The sequence below is a fragment of the Carboxydocella sp. JDF658 genome (genome assembly GCF_002049395.1).
Classification (GTDB): Bacteria; Bacillota.
In genome coordinates this window covers 1-19015 of the sequence record NZ_BDLR01000015.1, presented here as the reverse complement: position 1 = coordinate 19015, position 19015 = coordinate 1, and the positions used below count along the sequence as shown (strand labels likewise).

The following is a 19015-nucleotide window of genomic DNA, read 5'->3' as shown; positions in this document are numbered from 1 at the left end:
GTCATACTATTTCCTGTTGCTCTGATAAATATTATATACTATATTTCTTTTTGTTTTCCTGCTATTTGTTAAAAAAAATTATTGAGCTCCGGCAAATGCCTCCTGTATCACCTGTTCTATCCGGTGACTTACTTCTGCTTCACTCCATCCAGTTTCTATTTTGCCCAGCCAGAGGAGATATTCAATATTTCCTTCCGGACCCTTAATAGGCGAATAGTCCAGCCCCAGGATACTAAACCCCTGCTCCCGGGCCATGGCCGTTACCTTCTCCAGCACTTCCTTATGTACACCGGGGTCCCGTACTACCCCTTTTTTACCCACTTTCTCCCGGCCTGCCTCAAACTGGGGCTTGACCAGGGCGATTACCTGGGCATCAGCGCTGCTGAGCTCCCAGGCCCTGGGCAATACCAGCCCCAGGGAGATAAAACTGGTATCAATCACCACCCTTTCCGGCACCAGGGGTAGTTCCTCTTTGGTCAAGTAGCGGATATTGGTGCGCTCCAGATTCAGCACCCGCGGGTTCTGACGCAGTTTCCAGGCCAGCTGCCCATAGCCGACATCGACGGCAATCACCTGGCGAGCTCCATAGTGCAGGCAGACATCGGTAAATCCACCGGTACTGGCCCCGATATCCAGCACCACCCGGTCTTTTACAGAAAAGGCAAAGACCCGCAGGGCCTTTTCCAGTTTCAGTCCCCCCCGGCTGACCCAGGGAAAGTCCTCCCCTTTAATTTTGATTTCCACTTCCTCAGCCACCATTTCCCCGGCTTTATCCACTTTTCTGCCTTGCACAAAAACGAGACCGGCCATAATGGCCGCCTTAGCCCTTTCCCTGCTGGAAAAAAAGCCCTTCTCAACCAGAAGGGCATCCAATCGCTTTTTGCTCATTATTCTGTTCACCTCTATTTCCCTGCAACCAGAATGGTTTTTTGCTGGCGCTTTGCCAGCATTTCCAGACAACTGGCCTTGATGCCGTCCTGATTCAGGCAATAGATAGCTTTCAGCTCTTCCACCCGGCCGTGTTCAATGAATTGGTCGGGCAAACCCAGCATGGTCACTTCCTGTCGTTGATAACCATTTTGATGGAGGAACTCCAGAATGGCTGAACCAAAACCGCCGGCCAGGACATGGTTTTCCACCGTTAACCAGGGCGTATTGGTAGCTACCAATCGATGCAGCAGATCCTCATCCAGGGGTTTTACAAACCGCATATTAACAACCCCGATATCCAGCCCCTCTCCTGCCAGCTCTTCTGCCGCTGCCAGAGCATCATAAACCAGAGAGCCCAGAGCCAGAATCCAGCCCTGACTGCCTTCCCGCAGCACTTCCGCCTTACCCAGGGGCAGCTGGCGTAGCTGCTGTTCCAGCGGCACTCCGATGCCGTTCCCCCGGGGATAGCGCAGGGCAATAGGGCCATCATGCTGGATAGCAGTATAAAGCATATGGCGTAATTCATTTTCATCTTTAGGTTCCATCAAAACCAGATTGGGGATGGAACGCAGATAGGCAATATCAAAAACACCGTGATGGGTGGGACCATCTTCCCCCACCAGGCCAGCCCTGTCCATGGCCAGCACCACCGGCAGCTTTTGTAAACAGACATCATGTAGCACCTGGTCATAGGCTCTTTGCAAAAAAGTACTATAAATAGCCACCACCGGCTTTAATCCCTGGGTAGCCATTCCGGCCGCCAGGGTAACGGCATGTTGTTCTGCAATCCCTACATCAAAAAAACGATGGGGAATTTCCCTGGCAAAATGGTACAGTCCAGTCCCGGTAGGCATCGCTGCCGTAATAGCCACAATCCGGGCATCCTGCTGTCCCAGTGCCACCAGCTCCCGGCCAAAGGCTTCGGTGTAAGAGATGGGCCCCGTGCCGCCAGCACTCTGTCCGGTAGCTATATCAAAAGGACCGGTGCCATGAAACTTGTCAGGATTCTCCTCTGCCGGCAAATAGCCTTTGCCTTTTTTGGTAATCACATGCACCAGCACCGGCCCTGTCAAAGCTTTGGCATCATGCAGCACCTTTTTCAGTGCCGCTAGATCATGACCGGGGATGGGACCAAGATAGGTAAAGCCCAGCTCCTCGAAGAGCATACCAGGCACTACCAGGTGTTTGACACTATCCTTGAGACGGTTAGCCAGTAGCAACATCTTGGGACCGATATTGGGGATACGCTTTAATATGTATTCAATTTCCTCTTTTCCCTTATAATACTTGGGGTCAGTGCGCATGCGGGTCAGGTAGGAAGAAAGGGCCCCTACATTTTCAGCAATGGACATTTCATTATCATTCAAGATCACAATCAAATCGGTTTTGGTGTGTCCGGCATGGTTTAACGCCTCAAAAGCCATACCTCCGGTAAGAGCCCCATCACCGATTACAGCCACCACTTTAAAATCCTCTTTTTTCATATCCCGGGCCAGGGCAATGCCCAGAGCAGCGGAAATAGAAGTGGAACTGTGCCCGGTAGCGAAAATGTCATGGGGGCTTTCCTCCCGCTTGGGAAAGCCGGAAATTCCCCCCAGCTGACGCAAAGTAGCAAACCGATCCCGCCGGCCCGTTAGCAGTTTATGAACATAAGCCTGGTGGCCCACATCCCAGATAATTTTATCTGCAGGGGAATTGAACACACGGTGCAAGGCGATGGTCAGCTCCACAACCCCCAGATTGGGCGCCAGATGTCCTCCCGTTCTGGAGGTAACTTCAATCAGTTCCCGGCGAATTTCTTCCGCCAGCTGTTTTAGCTGGTTCAAGGTTAATCCCTGCAAATCTTCCGGTCCATTGATCTGACTAAGAATTGAAGTGGTCATTCCTCTTTCTCCCGCCCTTGCTATTTTTCTTGTCCGGCCACAGCGTCCAGCCTGTTTGCCTTTCAATCCAGGCCAGGCACCGGCCGACCAGGAAAATGATTTCTTCTGCATGGTCAATGGCCAGCTTTTTCCCACCAGCCTTGCCTCCGACGGTAACAGCAGCAATTAAACCGGTCATGATGGTGCCCAACCAGGCTTTATTCCAGTCCGGATGACTGCTGACTAATAAAAAAACGATAGTTGCTCCCAGTCCACCACTGACTGTACCGCAAATATCACCAATCACATCATTACAAAAAGAGGCCACTTTATCAGCATGATTGAGGAGAGAAATCGCCTGTTTTGCGCCTGGAATTTTTCGCGCTGCTTTGGCATGAAACGGAGCTACTGCAGCAGCCGTGGCTGCCACTCCGATCATATCAAAAATAATGCCTACAGCGATGATAATTAACAGAAAGGGCAAAGCCGCCAGTGCCGAGGGAAATCGGTTTACAACCGCTTCCGTCCCACTGCTGATAGCCATAGCTGTAAAGAAAGTCAATAAACCTACAACTAAAACCTGGCGCCGCACCTGTGCCCTCAATTTATGATTATTATTACCCAATCCGGTCACCTCTTAAATGATAAAAAAAAATATATGTAACAGCTACTACTGGCAGGTGGTAGTCTGCTGAGTAAACGTTGTGGCTTCAGGTCCAGTAGGTTTTCCCAGACGATGCTCCTCTGCGTCGCCGCATGAGGCGGTTTCCCCTTTCCCATCGTTTTGCCGCGTCACCGCCGGCAAGACTGGATTACCACTTAGTCCACACTTTAATCCCCAGCAAACTCCATCTCTGGTGGGCAGCCTAGGAAATTTCTTCGGCGACCGCCGGCGTCTTCTAGCCTCTTTTGCAGATGCAGTTTCAGGCGACAGGTCCCTTAACCTCGGCGCCATCGGTTAAAAGGCCTGATAGCTCGCCATCCTCTACACCCGCTCAAGGCAGGCTACACTGCACCCACCATCCTGCCGTAACAGGATAATGAATTGCAGGTTCAACCCCAAGCCATAGCTTCCTACTCGCCATAGGTCACCACGCACTTGGGCCTCCGCGGAAGCGGGGTCAACGCCCACATGCCCTTGTGGATCGCCCCATCTTCCTTAACTCCCAGCACCAACCCCCGACGGGGCGTCGAAAGCCGACACCAGGAACTTCATCGATGTGCCCTTTGACGGATTTTTAGGCCCGCCTTCAAAAACGCTGCGGCCGACTAGGATACTGCACCACCTGCCACCGTAGCGGCCAGGCTGATGAATCATTGCTCAATAAATATTATATGCTATTTTGCTGTTCTTAGCAATTCGCCCTGTCAGCTGCTACAGTCTATCATAATCCATCTAAGCATGCAACAGCTAATTAATGCCAGACCAGTAGCTATTGCTCTCGTTTTAATAAAAATAAAGCTGTTTCCTTCAAAAATTCAGCCTTTGCGCCGAAAATCCCTAAAGTCTTAATGGCAGCGGTTACAGCCTTTTCCGCCATGATCCGGGCCTGTTCCAGTCCATATAGTGAAGGATAGGTGGCCTTGCAGTTTTTCAGGTCTGAATTTTTATCCTTGCCCATTTTGGCCGGGTCTCCGGTAATGTCCAGGATATCATCGGTGATTTGAAAAGCCAGGCCCAGTTGTTCAGCATAGTGGGATAAAGCTGCTAGTTGTTCAGGGGTAGCACCACCAATCAGGCCTCCCACCCTGACAGCTGCCCGGAAAAGGGCCCCCGTTTTGCGGCGATGGATTTTTTCCAGCTGTTCCCCATTAACTTGTTGCCCCTGGGCCTCCATATCCGCCATTTGCCCACCAATCATGCCCTGAGTACCTGCAGCCTCGGCAATTTCCCTGATTACCCGTAATGCGATTTCCGGACTTACACCAGCCCCCGGTAAATGCGCGGCCAGCAATTCAAAGGCCAGGGTCAACAGGGCATCTCCTGCCAGAATGGCTGTTGCTTCACCAAAGACCTTATGATTGGTAGGTTTACCCCGGCGGTAATCATCATTATCCATAGCCGGCAAATCATCATGAATCAGGGAATAGGTGTGGATCATTTCCAGTGCTGCTGCTGCCGGCAGAGCAGCCTGAACTTCTCCCCCTACTGCTTCCACAGCCCCCAAAACCAGGGCTGGGCGTAAACGTTTGCCCCCGGCAAAAAGACTATAGAGCATAGCCTCATGCAGGCGCCCTGGCTCCAGTTCTGGTCCGGGTAACACCTCTTCGAGCCAGTCCTCTACCAGTCTGTTTTTTGCCAGTAATTGCTCCTGCCACTTTTGCAAATCCATCTCCACCCTCTATTCCAGTGTCGCTTCCTGTAACTTAATTTTAGCATTAGACTGAGCCTGTAACAATAACAGTTTCCCTTCAGCAGCCTGCAGCTTTTCCTGGCAAAGACGGACCAGTTTTACCCCTTCTTCAAAGGCACGCAAGGCATCTTCCAGGGGCAACTGCCCTCGTTCCAGCTGGCTGACAATGCGTTCGAGCTTTTGCATTGCCTCTTCATAGCTCAGTTGATTATCCATTCATTTTCCTCCTAACCGCCTGAACTTGACAATCTACTTCCCCATCCTTCATATGCAGGGTCAGTCCTTGTCCAGTCTGAACCTGTTCTACTGAAGTCACTACTTCCTGTTCCCTTCGGCAGAAGGCGTAACCTCGCTCCAGCACCTTTAAAGGACTTAAGGCATTTAGAGCTGCTACTGTCTTCTCCAGGCGATGCTGTTTTTGCAGATATACATTTTCGGCAGCAGTCTGCAATTTTCCTGCTATCCTTTCAACCTCCTGCCATTTCCGCTCAAAATAGAGCTGAGGTTGCTGCAATATAGGCCGGGAAGCCAGTTGTTCCAGCCGCTGTCGTTCCCAGCGAAAACGATTGCTGATAGCAGCCCTTAAGCGCTGGGCCATTTCTGCCGTACGGCCCAGCAGTTCCTGTAAGACTGGAACCGCCAGTTCCGCCGCATTGGAAGGGGTGGAGGCGCGGACATCAGCCACCAGATCAGCCAGGGTAACATCACTTTCATGCCCGATAGCAGCAATCACCGGCAGGGGACAGGCAGCAATGGCCCGTACTACTATTTCCGAATTGAAAGCAGCCAGATCTTCAGTGGCTCCTCCGCCTCGACCTACAATCACCAGGTCTGCCCCCGTGTGAGCTGCTGCCAGTTCTAATCCAGCTTTGATGGAGGCAGGCGCCTCTTCACCCTGTACCTGCACATCCACAATCACGATCTCAATAATGGGAAAACGCTGGCGCAGTATTTTTACCATATCCCGTACTGCTGCTCCCTGCCGGGAAGTGACCAGGGCTATCCGACGAGGTAAAGGCGGCAAAGGCCTTTTGCGGGCAGTGCTGAACAGCCCCTCTGCCTCCAGTTTACGCTTCAGCTGTTCCAGCTGCAACTGGCTGCTGCCAATGCCATAGGGCTGGATATCTTCGGCGTAGAGCTGATAGATACCATTCGGCAGAAAAACATTGATACTGCCCAGGACCAGCACCTCCATACCGGCCCGGGGTTGAAAACGTAGATTGGCTGCCTGTTGCCGGAACATAACGCATTTAAGCTGGCTTTCCTGGTCTTTCAGGGTAAAATAGCAGTGACCGGAAAGGCGATGGCGGGTAAATTCCGCTATCTCCCCTTTAATCCAGACTCTTTTAAGCAGATAATTGGTCTCCAGGCTCTGTTTGATCAGGCTGTTCAGTTCTGTCACTGTCCAGAAAGTTTTTCCCGTCATCTTTTGCCCTCCGCAGATAAAATAGAAGGCAGCCGCTGGCTGCCTTACTTGTTCATAAGATATTCGTGAATGGCAGTAGCCGCTACCCGGCCTGCACCCATAGCCTTAATAACAGTAGCTGCACCGGTCACCACATCACCACCGGCATAGACTCCTGGCTTAGAAGTAGCTCCTGTTTCTTCACTGGCCATAATATTGCCTTTCCGGTTGGTTTCCAAACCTTTGGTAGTGCGCGGTACCAAAGGATTGGGACCCTGACCGATCGCCACTACTACTGTATCCACTTCCATGATGAAATTGGAGCCTTCGATAGGCACAGGGCTGCGGCGCCCGGACGCATCGGGTTCACCCAGCTCATAACGCAGGCATTCCATGGCTGTCACCCAGCCCTGCTCATTGCCCAGCAGGCGAATGGGATTGGTCAACAGCTGGAACTTGATGCCTTCTTCTTCCGCATGATGGATTTCTTCCAAACGAGCCGGCATTTCTTCCCGGGAACGGCGATAGACAATATATACTTCCTCTGCCCCCAGCCGCTTGGCAGTTCTGGCAGCATCCATGGCTACGTTCCCGGCACCCAGAATGGCCGCCCGCTTACCAACCTTAATAGGAGTGGCATACTCGGGGAAGAGATAGCCCTTCATCAGGTTGGTTCTGGTCAGGAATTCATTGGCTGAATAGACGCCGTTCAGGTTTTCCCCGGGAATACCCAGGAAGTAGGGCAAACCTGCACCGGTGCCGATGAACACCGCATCAAAGCCTTCCTGCTCCATCAGCTCATCCACAGTGATGCTCTTGCCGACCACGGCATTAACGATGATTTCTACCCCCATTTTGCGCAGATTATCAATTTCCTGCTGCACAATCCGCTTGGGCAAACGGAACTCAGGGATACCATACATCAACACCCCACCGGGGACATGCAGAGCTTCAAATATAGTTACCTTATGGCCCAGCTTGGCCAGGTCAGCTGCTGCTGTCAGGCCCGCCGGCCCGGAACCGATAATAGCCACTTTCTTACCAGTGGGAGGAGCAACCTCTGGTACTTCCACCCCATGGGCCATTTCCCAGTCAGCGGCAAAACGCTCCAGCCGGCCAATCCCTACCGGCTCGCCTTTCTTGGCCATTACACAGTTCTTTTCACACTGGTTTTCCTGAGGACATACCCGGCCACAAACAGCAGGCAACAGGTTTTTCGTCTTAATGGTCCGAATGGCCCCGGCAAAATCCTTTTCCTTGATTTTAGCGATAAACTGAGGAATAGGCACTTGTACAGGACAGCCCTTGACACAGGGTTCATTTTTACAGCTGAGACAGCGATTAGCTTCCTGAACCGCCAGTTCTTCCGTATAACCCAGTGCTACTTCATCGAAGTTTCTGGCCCGTACTGCCGGGTCCTGTTCCGGGATCGGAGTTTTCTTCAGGACCAGCTCCTTTTTGCCTTTTTCTAGTGACATCCGCAACCACCCCCGCAACTGCCAGCTGCCCTGGCCCGTGCTTCTTCATCCTTGAAAATCTGGGCCCGCCGCATTTGTTCAGCAAAATCCACCAGATGGCCGTCAAATTCCGGACCATCCACACAGGTGAATTTAGTTTCTCCGCCTACGGTGACCCGGCAGGCACCGCACATGCCTGTGCCATCCACCATGATGGAGTTCAAGCTGACAATAGTCTTGATACCATAGGGTCTGGTTACTTCTGCCACTGCCCGCATCATGGGCAAGGGACCGATAGCATATACCAGATCGATTTTTTCGCCCTGGTCGATCATTTCCTGCAAGACCTGGGTTACAAATCCATGGCGGCCATAAGAACCGTCATCAGTGGTAACATGCAGGGTCTGAGAAACTGCCCGCATCTCCTCTTCCCAGAACAAAAGATCCTTGCAACGGGCTCCGATAATGGAAGTCACCCGGTTGCCAGCCTTGTACAATTCCCGGGTAATGGGAAACATGGGGGCGATACCCACGCCACCGCCGATACAGACCACATGACCAAAATTGTCGATTTCCGACTCATGGCCTAAAGGTCCAACAAAATCCAGAACAGCATCTCCCTCATTGAGACAGCCCAATTTCTGGGTAGTATAGCCAACCTCGGCAAAAATAATGGTAATAGTGCCTTTTTCTTTATTAAAGTCGGCAATGGTCAAGGGAATCCGTTCCCCTTTTTCGTCTACCCGCAGGATAATGAACTGTCCCGCCTTGGCATTGCGAGCAACCAGTGGCGCTTCAATTTCCATCAGCTTGATATTTTCCGACAGCGCCTGTTTGCGTAAAATCCGGTACACTCCTTCTTCCCCTCCCTCATAAAATATAATTGTCTTCAATTTTTTATTTATTCTCGCCAATTGGACTAATTCCTGCCGTCAGCGGTAATTTTTTTAACAAATTATAACGGGCCAGTAGAGCCGGACCCAGGGCATTGTCCCCGCTGTATCTCGCCTCTGCAAAAAATAGCCTTATACCCAGGGCAGGATGTTCCAGCCGCTTTCTTAATTTCTGCCTTAAAAACTGGTTGGCCGCTACACCGCCCACCAGCAGCACATCCTTAAGACCAGTCTGCTCCCGCCCATACAGAATCAGCTTTTCCAGGCCTTTAGCCAGACAGCTTTCCACCGCTCTGGCTACCGCTGCCGCCGGTTCCCCAGCTGCGATGGCCTTGTAGGCCTGGGTCTCAGCCCCGCTTAAATGCAACCAGCCCTGCTGGCAGGGGATGGATAAAGGTTTAATAGGGCCAGACCAGGTGCGAGCCAGCTGCTCTAAGGCCGGGCCCGCGGGAAAGGTAAGCCCAAGGGCCACACCTATCCGGTCCACCAGCTGCCCGGCATGGAGGTCTTTGCTACCCCCCAGCTGCTTAATCCGATAAAAACTTCCTTGCTCCTCAACCCGGCGCACTTCCAGCAGGTCAGTAGTGCCTCCTGACAGGTGAATAGCCAAAAAAGCAGAAGCTTCGGGCCCACCGGCAGATGCCAGCCCTGCGGCTAGATGGCCTTCCTGATGGGAAACCTCCACTACCGCCGCTCCACAAAAAGCGGCCAGAGCCCGGGCCAGGGTTTCTCCTGCCTTAAAAACCGGCATATAGCTGTCCTCCCGGGGCCGGGGCCTAACGCTTACCCCAATGGCTGCCACCCGGGCGGGGTCCGCCTGGCCCAGCACTTCTCCGGCCAGTTCCTGCAGCTGCCCTAAATGCAAAAACAGGGCCTCACTTTGTCTCAGGCCCCGTTCACCTTGCTTTACGGGCAAGAGCTTTCTCCTTTCCGCCAGCAGCTTCCCCTCTGCATCTACCAGTGCCAGTGAAGTACAATAATTGCTGGTATCAATGCCGAGAAAGAGATCTCTCATCCTTTTTCAGCTCCTTGAGCATCCGGCCCAGAATACCGTTAATAAAGCGGCTGGAATCTTTATCCCCATATCGTTTGGCCAGTTCCACCGCTTCATTGACAGCCACTGCCGGGGGTATGTCCTCCCGGTGCAGGAGTTCAAAAGCCCCCAGCCGCAAAATGTTGCGGTCCACGACACCCATGCGCCGTACAGGCCAACCTTCACTTCGTTGTTCGATTTCCTCATCCAGCTGGGACCTGCAGGATAACACTCCTGTGACCAGTTCGCGGGCAAAAGTGACTGCTTCCTGGGGCAAGGCAAACTCTTCTGTCAGGTGTACCAGAGTATCCTGCCAATCGCTTTCACTTAAATCCAGCTGATAAAGGGTTTGTAATGCTGCTTCTCGGCCCTGTCTACGTATCACTGTTTTGCCTCCTTATCAAGCGCTCGGTCCAGAATCTGCCTTCACCGCGTTCCCAGCGGCTACCCAAATAAAAACCGCCAGCAACACAGGCCAACAGAAAAACAGCTTTAAACAGCCCATAATGGATAGTAAGCCAGCCAAAAACCAATCCTATAAGTGCACCGGCTGCTTTACCCGGATGTTCTACTATTAATGTTTCCATGATTTCTCTCCACATTCCTCTCACCTGACCTTTCCGCTGCTGGTAGTGGTTTCAGGCTGCAGGGAGGTGACCAGTATCCGAATCTGATTGACTTCCAGCCCCACCACTTGCGCCAGCCGCTGCTTGATCTCCTCCTGCAGGGAGGTCAGCAGTTCAGGCAAATTTAACTCACCGCTAACGGTTAGACGAATCAGAATCTGCAACCCGGCCGGAGTCATGGCCAGCTGAGCCCGGCATTCCCGCACTCCAGGCAACTGGAAGGCAGTCCTGGAAACCAGTCCGGTAATGGCTTCCACACTGATATGTACTTGACCCAGTGGATTATCTTTAATCAAAATATGGGGAACAACCCGGCGTTCAAAAACGGAAATGAGAAAGCGTACACTCAATAAAAACAGAATAACAGCCAGAACAAACATAGCATAGCGAAAATTGCTAGAACCCATGCTTTCTTCCAGTAAAAAAGCAGGCAAATTCCAGCCCAGGCTGTAAAGAGCCAGTATGACCATTCCTAAACCAACGATAAAAGAATACACTGCCAGGAGAAAACGGTCAAGAGCGCGCATGTTTTTATCTCCTTTCTATCTATATGTACAATTGTAATTTATTCGCTTTTATTACCTTATTTCCTGCCGGGAACCAGGGATTTTTACCTTTGTTAATTTAATGTTAATCTTCTGTAAATTGTCTTGTCGAAAGAGCACGATAAGGATAAAATCAGAGTGGCGATTTAAAGTTAATACATAGTAGCAGGAGGTATTCAGTTCATGCTTAATTTAAAGCCCAGTAAACCCATTTATTTTGAACTGTTCTCCAAAAACGGCCAGGCTATTTCCCAGGCCGCCCGGATCCTGAAGGAAACAGTCAATGACATGAGCAAACTGGAAACCAATATGGCTACCCTGAAAAGAATTGAAAGCGAAGGAGACGAAATTACCCGTCAATTGCTGGATGAATTAAACTCCGCGTTAATCACCCCTTTTGATCGGGAAGATGTTTTCCGACTGGCCCAGTTTCTGGATGATATCCTGGATTACATCTATGGCACTGCCGACCGCATGATCCTTTACCGGGCCACTGAGCCCACTCAGTGCGTGAAAGAACTGGCAGAGGTATTAGCTGATGTCTGCGCCCGGGTAGAAAAAGCTGTCTGCCTGCTCAATAAAGTATCCGCCAATCAAGAGGAAATCGTCAAGCTCTGCCGGGAAATCAACAGCCTGGAAAGCCGTGGAGATGCAATTTTCCGTGCCGGTATCCAGAGTCTTTTCGATACCGCTAAAGATCCTATGGATTTTATCCGCTGGAAAGAAATTTATGAGCACATGGAACATCTGCTGGACCTCTGTGAAGATGTAGGCGATGTGCTTAAAGGAGTAGTGCTGAAGTATGCTTAGTATAACAGCACTGCTGATAATCGTGATTGTACTAGCACTCGCTTTTGATTTTATCAATGGTTTTCATGATACTGCCAATGCTATCGCTACTTCTGTCTCAACCCGGGCCTTAAAGCCTCAAACCGCTGTAATGCTTGCTGCCGTTCTCAATTTCGCCGGGGCTATGGCTGGTACAGCGGTAGCCAAAACCATCGGTAAAGGGATCGTTGAGACTTCCCTGGTCAACATGCATACTCTAACCGCTGCCATGCTTGGGGCTATTTTCTGGAACCTGCTCACCTGGTATTACGGTTTTCCCAGCAGTTCCTCCCATGCCCTCATCGGCGGCCTGGTAGGTGCTGCCATCGCCTCGGGCGGCTGGCAAGCAGTTATTATTAAAGGCTTTACAGAAAAAGTTCTGTTACCACTGGTATTATCCCCCATTATCGGTTATTTAATCGGCTTTACCTTGATGACCGTTTTTTACTGGATATTCGGCTGGTTCGCTCCTGGCAAAGTCAATAATGTCTTTCGGCGTTTGCAGATTTTGTCCGCTATGTCCGCAGCATTTTCCCATGGTTCCAATGATGCGCAAAAAACGATGGGTATTATCGCCCTCGCCCTCTTTAGTGCCCAGGTCATTCCCGAATTCACCGTACCTATCTGGGTTAAAGCAGCCTGCGCCCTGGCCATGGGGCTGGGCACAGCTGCCGGTGGCTGGCGCATTATCAAAACCATGGGCAGCAAAATCTTCAAGATGGAACCCATTCATGGCTTTGCCGCTGATGTCACTTCCTCTACAGTTATTTACGGTGCCTCCTTACTGGGGGTTCCGGTCAGTACCACCCATGTGGTCTCCTCCTCCATTCTTGGGGTAGGTTCGGCCAAACGCTTTTCTGCTGTGAACTGGCAGGTAGCCATCAATATCATTACCGCCTGGTTTTTAACCATTCCTGCTTCTGGTTTGGTAGCTTATCTGACTTACTGGTTAATCAAAGGAGTATAGGATTTAAGGCACTTTGATTGCGATCAGCGCAATTCAAAGTGCCTTGTTTTTTATTTGGGGGACCATTTTAATTTGATCAGAGCCCAGCTAATATCATATTTACAGGAGGTAGCTAATGCGTTTATAACCTAATCTATATTAGACTATTAAAGTTTCGGGCTATAAAGTTTTTAATAGTCTCCCTCGCTTTTTCAAGCGTAGCCAGCTCATTAGCCGTAAAACAGAAATATCCTTTCTTTTCATCCAAATCCAGCTCATCTGCTAAAAATCCTATTAAACCATGATTTCTTTTATCTATCTCAAATTTTCCCGAAATTTCATAATTGGCTCGCCGGGGATTGTAGCAAAAAGTCAATTCATCTAGTTGCCCGGCCAGCCAGGACATAGGATAGAAATCTATTATTTGGTATTCGCCGGTATAGGACTCCTTTCTGGGAATAAATCCTAATTCCTCAAAAGCCCCCAGGAAATTTTTCAGAATACCGGAGGGCATAATTTTAATATAGTCATAATCACTAGAATCCAGAGCCTCTTTAATATCCAGGTTTGTCTTGAAGTAATACTTTGTATTAATCATTGAAACAGGAATATTTTCCGGGATTTTAAAAGTGAACGGAAACTCCAGCCGCTGGCCTGGATAAATTAACATTCCGTTGGTAATTACTGTTCTAGCTACAACATCTTTTAGCTTAAAAGTATGTTCATCTTTTGCATAAACGGATTCAACTAGCAAGTCTACCGATATATCACCAATTTTTTGTTCCACTTCTCCGCCAATAATTTTAATTCTGCCCGTAACCAAATCGCCCATCGTAAAGACATTCTGACTTAACTCAAGATTAACTTCTGCGGCACCAATACCAATCCGGGAAAGAAATTTCTTTAGCATTAGTCCACCACTCCTTTATACTTTTAATTAAAAACCCGTGACCAAACGGCCACGGGTTAAAGCTAGCGCACTCTAGGAGGCTGGGGTTCTTCATTCCGGGTTTCAGCCTGCGGGAAAACAACACCTTGAACATGGACGTTTACTTCCACTACCGTCATTCCGGTCATGCTTTCCACTGCATTCTTGACAGCAGCCTGTACCTGGCCGGCTACATCGGGAATACGCACCCCGTACTCTACCACCAGGAAAATATCAATGGCCACTTCACGCTCCCCTACTTCCGCCTTGACGCCTTTACTGGGGTTTTTCTTGAAGATCTCGGCAATTCCCCCCATCAGACTGCCGCTCATTCCAGCAACCCCGGGTACATCACTGGCTGCCAGGCCGGCGATGATGCTGATCACTTCCGGAACAATCCGAACTGCCCCCAGGTCTCCCTGATGCTCCACTATAGTACTGGTATCCATGGGCGCCACCTCCTGTACTTATTAGCTTTATTATACAAAATCAGCTTTCATCATTCAACAGGCGGCGCTGGATAAAGTTAGTATAAACTTCTCCCCTCTGGAAGAAGGCATTTTCCAGAATGCGCAAATGGAAGGGAATGGTGGTATGAATACCTTCAATAACAAACTCCTGTAAAGCCCGTTGCATGCGGGCGATGGCTTCCTGCCGGTCCCGCCCCCAGACGATCAGCTTGCCCACCATGGAGTCATAATAGGGGGGTATGACATAGCCCTGATAAACAGCACTATCCAGCCGAACCCAGGGCCCCGCCGGGGGATGGTAGAAGGTGATCTGTCCTGGACTGGGCAGAAAATTGCGGGCTGGGTCCTCGGCATTGATCCGGCATTCAATGGCATGGCCATGGATGCGGATATCCTCTTGAGTATAACCCAGCTCCTCTCCGGCAGCAATCCGAATTTGTTCTTTGATCAGATCGATTCCGGTAATCAGTTCGGTTACCGGATGCTCTACCTGAATCCGGGTATTCATTTCCATAAAATAAAAATCGCCGTGTTTATCCAGCAAAAACTCAATGGTACCTGCATTGTAGTAACCCACAGCCCGGGCTGCCCGGATGGCCGCTTCTCCCATGCGTTGCCGCAATTCCGGGGTCAAGGCCGGGGAAGGTGCTTCCTCCAGCAATTTCTGGTTACGGCGCTGGATAGAGCAATCCCGTTCTCCCAGGTGAACTATGTTACCGTACTTGTCGCCCAGAATCTGAAATTCGATATGACGGGGTTCTTCCACATATTTTTCGATGTAAACCGCTTCATTGCCAAAGGCAGCCTTGGCCTCAGCCTGGGCGGTCTGCAGCTGTTTCAGCAATTCCCGCTCACTCTGAGCCACCCGCATACCCCGGCCGCCGCCACCGGCTGCAGCCTTGATCATCACTGGATAGCCGATTTCCCCGGCCACTCGCAGTGCTTCTTCCTCAGAAAGGACAACTCCTTCTGTCCCGGGCACCACTGGTACCCCTGCCTTAATCATAGTTTCCCGGGCTACCGCCTTGTCCCCCATTTTCCGGATGGCATCCACCGGGGGACCAATAAAGGTAATGCCGCAGCTCTGACAGATTTCAGCGAAATCTGCGTTTTCCGAAAGAAAACCAAAACCGGGATGGATGGCCTCTGCCCCTGAAACCTCCGCCGCTGCAATGATGTTGGTAATATTGAGATAACTCTTGGCCGAAGGAGCAGGGCCGATACAATAGGCTTCATCAGCAATTCTGGCATGCAAACTGTCCCGGTCTGCCTCGGAATAGACTGCTACAGTAGCAATCCCCAGTTCCCGGCAGGCCCGGATAATGCGCAACGCAATTTCTCCCCGGTTGGCGATCAGGATTTTTTTAAACATCTGTCCACCTCCAGGGCCCATTACATTTTTTCAATCAGGAACAACGGCTGACCATATTCCACCGGTTGTCCGTTCTCTACCAGTACCGCCACTACCTTGCCGCTGACTTCGGCCTCAATCTCATTCATCAGCTTCATGGCTTCGATAATACAAACTGTCTGACCTTCAGTTACCATGCTGCCCACTTCCACAAAGGGTGGTGCATCCGGAGCCGGAGACCGGTAGAAAGTACCTACCATTGGGGATACGATTTCTACTGTATTGGCCTTGCAGACCTCAGGAGCAGGTGACACTGCCGGAGCCGGGGCTGCTGCAGGCTGTTCCGCCGCTACAGCCGGAGCCGGGGCCGGAGCTGCCTCTGTTACCACCTGGGTAATCACCGGGGTAGGAGCCATCATTACCGGAGCTGTTCCTCCCTTGCGAATGGCTACTTTAACTCCATCGCTTTCCAGGTGGACTTCGGTAATATCGGTATCCTGTATAACCTTAATCAATTCCTTGATTTCCTTCAGGTTCAGCATATTCTCCTCCTCAGCTGCTGTCCCGCCTGTAACCTCTTGCTGTACAGGGGGCTGATTTTCTTTTTTGGGCGGCCGGCCAACGGCTTCTGCTGCCGCTTCCGCCTGTTTTTGCCGTCTGAACTCAAAAAACTTGCGAGCGACCTGGGGAAAGAGAGCATAAGACAGCACGTCTTCAGGACTGGTCGCCAGATCTTTGATTTCTTCCGCACACCTGGCCAGTCTGGGCTCTAGCAGGTCAGCCGGACGGCAAGCAATTGGTTCCTCATTCCCCAGAATCCGGCGTGCTATTTCCTCTTTGATAGGAGCCGGCGGTCTGCCATAATAGCCGCGGACATAGGCTTTGACTTCACCGGGTACCAGCTTATAGCGTTCCCCGGCCAGCACATTTAATACCGCCTGGGTACCTACAATCTGACTGGTGGGAGTTACCAGCGGCGGATAGCCCAGATCCTCCCGCACCCGTGGTATTTCGGCCAAAACCTCCTGGATCCGGTGCAGGGCCCGTTGTTCTTCCAGCTGGGAAACCAGGTTGGAAATCATGCCTCCCGGTACCTGATGTTCAAAGACCTTCATATCAGTAATCCTGGTCACGCCCCGCTCGTACCCGTTTTTACGCCGCAATTCTTCAAAATAATGGGCAATCTCGAACAGCAGGTGGATGTCCAGTCCGGTGTCAAACTCCGTCCCTTCAAAAGCCCGGACCACTGTTTCTACCGGGGGCTGAGAAGCGCCAAAAGCCAGGGGCACAGCAGCTGTATCTACGATATCGACACCGGCATCAGCAGCCTTAAGATATGCCCCTACCGCCATACCCCCGATGTAATGGCTGTGCAACTCTACTGTCACCTTCAGTTCCTCTTTCAGAGCTTTTACCAGCTCATATGCCCGGTAGGGCGCCAGCAGACCAGCCATATCCTTGATGCAGATGGAATCAGTGCCCAGGCCAATCAGCTGCCGGGCCGTTTCCAGATAATGTTCCAGGGTATGCACCGGGCTGATGGTATAAACCACAGCGGCCTGAACATGAGCTCCTGCTTTTTTGGCCGCTTCAATGGGTTTGGCCAGGTTGCGCACATCATTTAAGGCATCGAAAATGCGGATGATATCGATTCCGTTCTCCACCGCTTTTTTAACGAACTCTTCAACGATATCATCAGGATAATGCTGATATCCCACCAGGGATTGGCCCCTTAACAACATCTGCAAGGGGGTGCGGTGAACATGCCGTTTGATGGTGCGCAGGCGTTCCCAGGGGTCTTCATTCAGGTAACGGAGACAAACATCAAAGGTTGCTCCCCCCCAGACCTCTAAAGCATTATATCCTACTTTATCCAATTTGTCCAGAATGGGCACCATTTCCTCCGTTCGCATCCTGGTAGCCCACAGGCTCTGGTGTCCATCCCTTAAAGTAGTATCAGTAATGCGCACACGCTTTTTCACCATGACTTTCCCCCTTACTTCTTCATAAGCAAAGACCCAGGCCTAAAGTGCCTGGGCAATTTTCACCTTTCTGTCTGTTATTATACTGTGCAAAAGTTCAGTTGGGAACTAATCCACAACAAGTATACAATATATCTACTTTTTAGGAATTATAATTATATCCGCAGGATTTCTGCCACTGACTTTGGCTACCAGATCCGTCAAACGGGCCAGTCCATCCCCATCCAGAGCCTGTTCCTTCACTACCACCGTAGCCCCTTTTTCCTGTAGAAAAACTACTACATCTTGAAAATTTTTGGCTTTGAGCAAATTCTCCACTTCCACCTCTTTGGCGGCACTGGCGGTCAGGTTAAGTAACTGTTCCTGTGCCTTGCGCTTGATTTCGGCTGCCCCATCCCCCGCTACAATCTCCTTCAGTGTCTCAATTTGCTGACTCCTGATCCGATCCCGTTCCAGACGGTAGTCCTCAAAAAAACCATTGCTTTCCCGGGTCTCCGGCTGCAGTACCGGAGTAGCCGGCAATTTAGGCTGTTCCTCTTTTCCGGTAGGCAGTGGTGCCGGCTTCTCGCTTAACTGATGAGCAGCACTTTTAGTCTGCCTGAGGCTATTAACAAAATCGATAAAATCATCATTAACCGAAAGTCCTGCCAGTAAAATCAAACCGCCAACAATCGCCACCATTCCCCAGTCTTTAAACTTTCTCTCCATCTGTAAAACCTCCTCCCTGATTTTTTACTGCGCAGCAATCACCGTTACCCGATGCACAGGAATATGGAACAGAGTTGCCACAGTGTTAGCCAGCTGGGCCTTAATAACCGGATCGCGGGCCCCGGTAGCAGCCACCACTACCCCCTCAATGGGCGGACGCACCGCCTGCACCATCACCGGTACCTCCTGTGAGCCATTACGGGTTAGAACCAGCTGGTTCTGTTCCGTTACTTCCGTTATGGTCCGGTTGCCACCCCGCTCATCCTTTTCCTGGGTTGTGCGCCGGGTGATATTGGAGTTCACCGCAAAGTTACGGTTTTCCGTGGCCTTTAACACTACCCGCACCTTGATTTCTCCAGCTCCAGCTACCTGGCGCAGAATATCTGTTGCCTTGGTTTCCAGTTCCCGTTCCGCACTGGCGATGTCACTATCCCGCTGGGACGTAGCCGGTGCGGAAACCGGCACTTCCTGGTTTTGTCCGCCCCCAGGTAATAAACCATAAACCAGCAAACCTAAACCAATTAAACCCCAGAGGCCATATTTTTTTAAGTAAGCCAGAGCTTTTTCGCTTACCGGTGTTTCATTGAACATATTCCTACCTGGTTCAAAAAACTTGACTGTTTTTATCTCCAGCCAAGTTGGCCCCCAGACCAGGATTTCGCCTCCTTTCCGAATACTTGATTTGCCCCCGCGGGGC

Annotated in this window: 20 protein-coding genes; 2 read left to right on the top strand and 18 right to left on the bottom strand. The window is 50.9% G+C overall.

Annotated features, from left to right (window positions below; genetic code table 11):
• Positions 1-78 precede the first annotated feature (78 nt).
• The 12 genes from JDF658_RS02955 to amaP all read right to left on the bottom strand — a co-directional run bounded on the left by JDF658_RS02955 (position 79) and on the right by amaP (position 11087).
• Positions 79-888: a TlyA family RNA methyltransferase gene (locus tag JDF658_RS02955; RefSeq protein ID WP_078665143.1), complete on the bottom strand. Its 810-nt coding sequence runs from the start codon at positions 886-888 to the stop codon at positions 79-81.
• Positions 889-902: 14 nt separating this feature from the next.
• Complete coding sequence (dxs, locus tag JDF658_RS02950; RefSeq protein ID WP_079906430.1) at positions 903-2813, bottom strand: 1-deoxy-D-xylulose-5-phosphate synthase; 1911 nt, start codon at positions 2811-2813, stop codon at positions 903-905.
• Positions 2794-3417, bottom strand: a complete 624-nt coding sequence (locus JDF658_RS02945; protein WP_078665145.1) for a hypothetical protein — start codon at positions 3415-3417, stop codon at positions 2794-2796. Before JDF658_RS02945 ends, dxs begins: the two co-directional genes overlap by 20 nt.
• Before the next feature lie 808 nt (positions 3418-4225).
• A complete protein-coding gene (locus JDF658_RS02940) occupies positions 4226-5125 on the bottom strand; it encodes a polyprenyl synthetase family protein (protein WP_079906429.1) in 900 nt (299 codons plus the stop codon).
• Between the two features lie 9 nt (positions 5126-5134).
• Positions 5135-5362 (bottom strand): exodeoxyribonuclease VII small subunit, encoded by a 228-nt coding sequence (gene xseB, locus JDF658_RS02935; RefSeq protein WP_079906428.1) that lies wholly within the window; start codon positions 5360-5362, stop codon positions 5135-5137.
• Positions 5355-6572, bottom strand: a complete 1218-nt coding sequence (gene xseA / locus JDF658_RS02930; RefSeq protein WP_079906427.1) for an exodeoxyribonuclease VII large subunit — start codon at positions 6570-6572, stop codon at positions 5355-5357. Before xseA ends, xseB begins: the two co-directional genes overlap by 8 nt.
• Before the next feature lie 44 nt (positions 6573-6616).
• Positions 6617-8029 (bottom strand): NADPH-dependent glutamate synthase, encoded by a 1413-nt coding sequence (gltA, locus tag JDF658_RS02925; RefSeq protein ID WP_078665149.1) that lies wholly within the window; start codon positions 8027-8029, stop codon positions 6617-6619.
• The gene (locus JDF658_RS02920) at positions 8020-8862 is read right to left on the bottom strand and encodes a sulfide/dihydroorotate dehydrogenase-like FAD/NAD-binding protein (RefSeq protein ID WP_078665150.1); all 843 of its coding nucleotides are present in this window, start codon (positions 8860-8862) and stop codon (positions 8020-8022) included. Before JDF658_RS02920 ends, gltA begins: the two co-directional genes overlap by 10 nt.
• A gap of 43 nt (positions 8863-8905) precedes the next feature.
• Complete coding sequence (locus tag JDF658_RS02915; RefSeq protein WP_078665151.1) at positions 8906-9916, bottom strand: hypothetical protein; 1011 nt, start codon at positions 9914-9916, stop codon at positions 8906-8908.
• A complete protein-coding gene (gene nusB, locus JDF658_RS02910; protein WP_078665152.1) occupies positions 9891-10319 on the bottom strand; it encodes a transcription antitermination factor NusB in 429 nt (142 codons plus the stop codon). Before nusB ends, JDF658_RS02915 begins: the two co-directional genes overlap by 26 nt.
• Positions 10309-10521, bottom strand: a complete 213-nt coding sequence (locus JDF658_RS02905; protein ID WP_242946600.1) for a DUF2273 domain-containing protein — start codon at positions 10519-10521, stop codon at positions 10309-10311. The genes nusB and JDF658_RS02905 overlap by 11 nt, the downstream gene beginning before the upstream one ends.
• Before the next feature lie 20 nt (positions 10522-10541).
• Positions 10542-11087, bottom strand: coding sequence for an alkaline shock response membrane anchor protein AmaP (gene amaP / locus JDF658_RS02900; RefSeq protein WP_079906425.1), 546 nt, complete (start codon positions 11085-11087; stop codon positions 10542-10544).
• Positions 11088-11288: 201 nt separating this feature from the next.
• Here amaP and JDF658_RS02895 point away from each other — a divergent pair, with 201 nt between their 5' ends.
• Together JDF658_RS02895 and JDF658_RS02890 are read left to right on the top strand one after the other, a co-directional pair.
• Positions 11289-11915, top strand: a complete 627-nt coding sequence (locus JDF658_RS02895) for a DUF47 domain-containing protein (RefSeq protein ID WP_078665155.1) — start codon at positions 11289-11291, stop codon at positions 11913-11915.
• A complete protein-coding gene (locus JDF658_RS02890; protein ID WP_078665156.1) occupies positions 11908-12900 on the top strand; it encodes an inorganic phosphate transporter in 993 nt (330 codons plus the stop codon). The genes JDF658_RS02895 and JDF658_RS02890 overlap by 8 nt, the downstream gene beginning before the upstream one ends.
• A 133-nt stretch (positions 12901-13033) precedes the next feature.
• Here the strand turns inward: JDF658_RS02890 and JDF658_RS02885 are convergent, their stop codons facing one another.
• From JDF658_RS02885 to JDF658_RS02860, 6 genes are all read right to left on the bottom strand, one after another.
• The gene (locus tag JDF658_RS02885) at positions 13034-13789 is read right to left on the bottom strand and encodes a sporulation protein (protein ID WP_079906424.1); all 756 of its coding nucleotides are present in this window, start codon (positions 13787-13789) and stop codon (positions 13034-13036) included.
• A 62-nt stretch (positions 13790-13851) separates the two neighbouring features.
• Positions 13852-14256 carry an Asp23/Gls24 family envelope stress response protein gene (locus tag JDF658_RS02880; protein ID WP_078665157.1) on the bottom strand — a complete coding sequence of 135 codons (405 nt, stop codon included), beginning with the start codon at positions 14254-14256 and terminating at the stop codon, positions 13852-13854.
• A 40-nt stretch (positions 14257-14296) separates the two neighbouring features.
• Positions 14297-15649, bottom strand: a complete 1353-nt coding sequence (gene accC, locus JDF658_RS02875; RefSeq protein WP_078665158.1) for an acetyl-CoA carboxylase biotin carboxylase subunit — start codon at positions 15647-15649, stop codon at positions 14297-14299.
• A gap of 20 nt (positions 15650-15669) precedes the next feature.
• The gene (gene accB, locus JDF658_RS02870) at positions 15670-17613 is read right to left on the bottom strand and encodes an acetyl-CoA carboxylase biotin carboxyl carrier protein (RefSeq protein ID WP_078665159.1); all 1944 of its coding nucleotides are present in this window, start codon (positions 17611-17613) and stop codon (positions 15670-15672) included.
• A gap of 132 nt (positions 17614-17745) precedes the next feature.
• A complete protein-coding gene (locus tag JDF658_RS02865) occupies positions 17746-18318 on the bottom strand; it encodes a SpoIIIAH-like family protein (RefSeq protein WP_079906423.1) in 573 nt (190 codons plus the stop codon).
• Positions 18319-18342: 24 nt separating this feature from the next.
• A partial coding sequence (locus JDF658_RS02860; protein WP_079906422.1) for a hypothetical protein occupies positions 18343-19015 on the bottom strand: 673 nt, incomplete at its 5' end.

Coding starts and splice junctions, on each gene's coding strand:
- JDF658_RS02865 (WP_079906423.1), bottom strand. CDS start 18,318: ATGGAGAGAAAGTTTAAAGACTGGGGAATGGTGGCGATTGTTGGCGGT.
- JDF658_RS02895 (WP_078665155.1), top strand. CDS start 11,289: ATGCTTAATTTAAAGCCCAGTAAACCCATTTATTTTGAACTGTTCTCC.
- JDF658_RS02885 (WP_079906424.1), bottom strand. CDS start 13,789: ATGCTAAAGAAATTTCTTTCCCGGATTGGTATTGGTGCCGCAGAAGTT.
- accC (WP_078665158.1), bottom strand. CDS start 15,649: ATGTTTAAAAAAATCCTGATCGCCAACCGGGGAGAAATTGCGTTGCGC.
- xseB (WP_079906428.1), bottom strand. CDS start 5,362: ATGGATAATCAACTGAGCTATGAAGAGGCAATGCAAAAGCTCGAACGC.
- JDF658_RS02955 (WP_078665143.1), bottom strand. CDS start 888: ATGAGCAAAAAGCGATTGGATGCCCTTCTGGTTGAGAAGGGCTTTTTT.
- xseA (WP_079906427.1), bottom strand. CDS start 6,572: ATGACGGGAAAAACTTTCTGGACAGTGACAGAACTGAACAGCCTGATC.
- gltA (WP_078665149.1), bottom strand. CDS start 8,029: ATGTCACTAGAAAAAGGCAAAAAGGAGCTGGTCCTGAAGAAAACTCCG.
- JDF658_RS02915 (WP_078665151.1), bottom strand. CDS start 9,916: ATGAGAGATCTCTTTCTCGGCATTGATACCAGCAATTATTGTACTTCA.
- JDF658_RS02890 (WP_078665156.1), top strand. CDS start 11,908: ATGCTTAGTATAACAGCACTGCTGATAATCGTGATTGTACTAGCACTC.
- JDF658_RS02940 (WP_079906429.1), bottom strand. CDS start 5,125: ATGGATTTGCAAAAGTGGCAGGAGCAATTACTGGCAAAAAACAGACTG.
- amaP (WP_079906425.1), bottom strand. CDS start 11,087: ATGCGCGCTCTTGACCGTTTTCTCCTGGCAGTGTATTCTTTTATCGTT.
- JDF658_RS02880 (WP_078665157.1), bottom strand. CDS start 14,256: ATGGATACCAGTACTATAGTGGAGCATCAGGGAGACCTGGGGGCAGTT.
- accB (WP_078665159.1), bottom strand. CDS start 17,613: ATGGTGAAAAAGCGTGTGCGCATTACTGATACTACTTTAAGGGATGGA.
- JDF658_RS02905 (WP_242946600.1), bottom strand. CDS start 10,521: ATGGAAACATTAATAGTAGAACATCCGGGTAAAGCAGCCGGTGCACTT.
- dxs (WP_079906430.1), bottom strand. CDS start 2,813: ATGACCACTTCAATTCTTAGTCAGATCAATGGACCGGAAGATTTGCAG.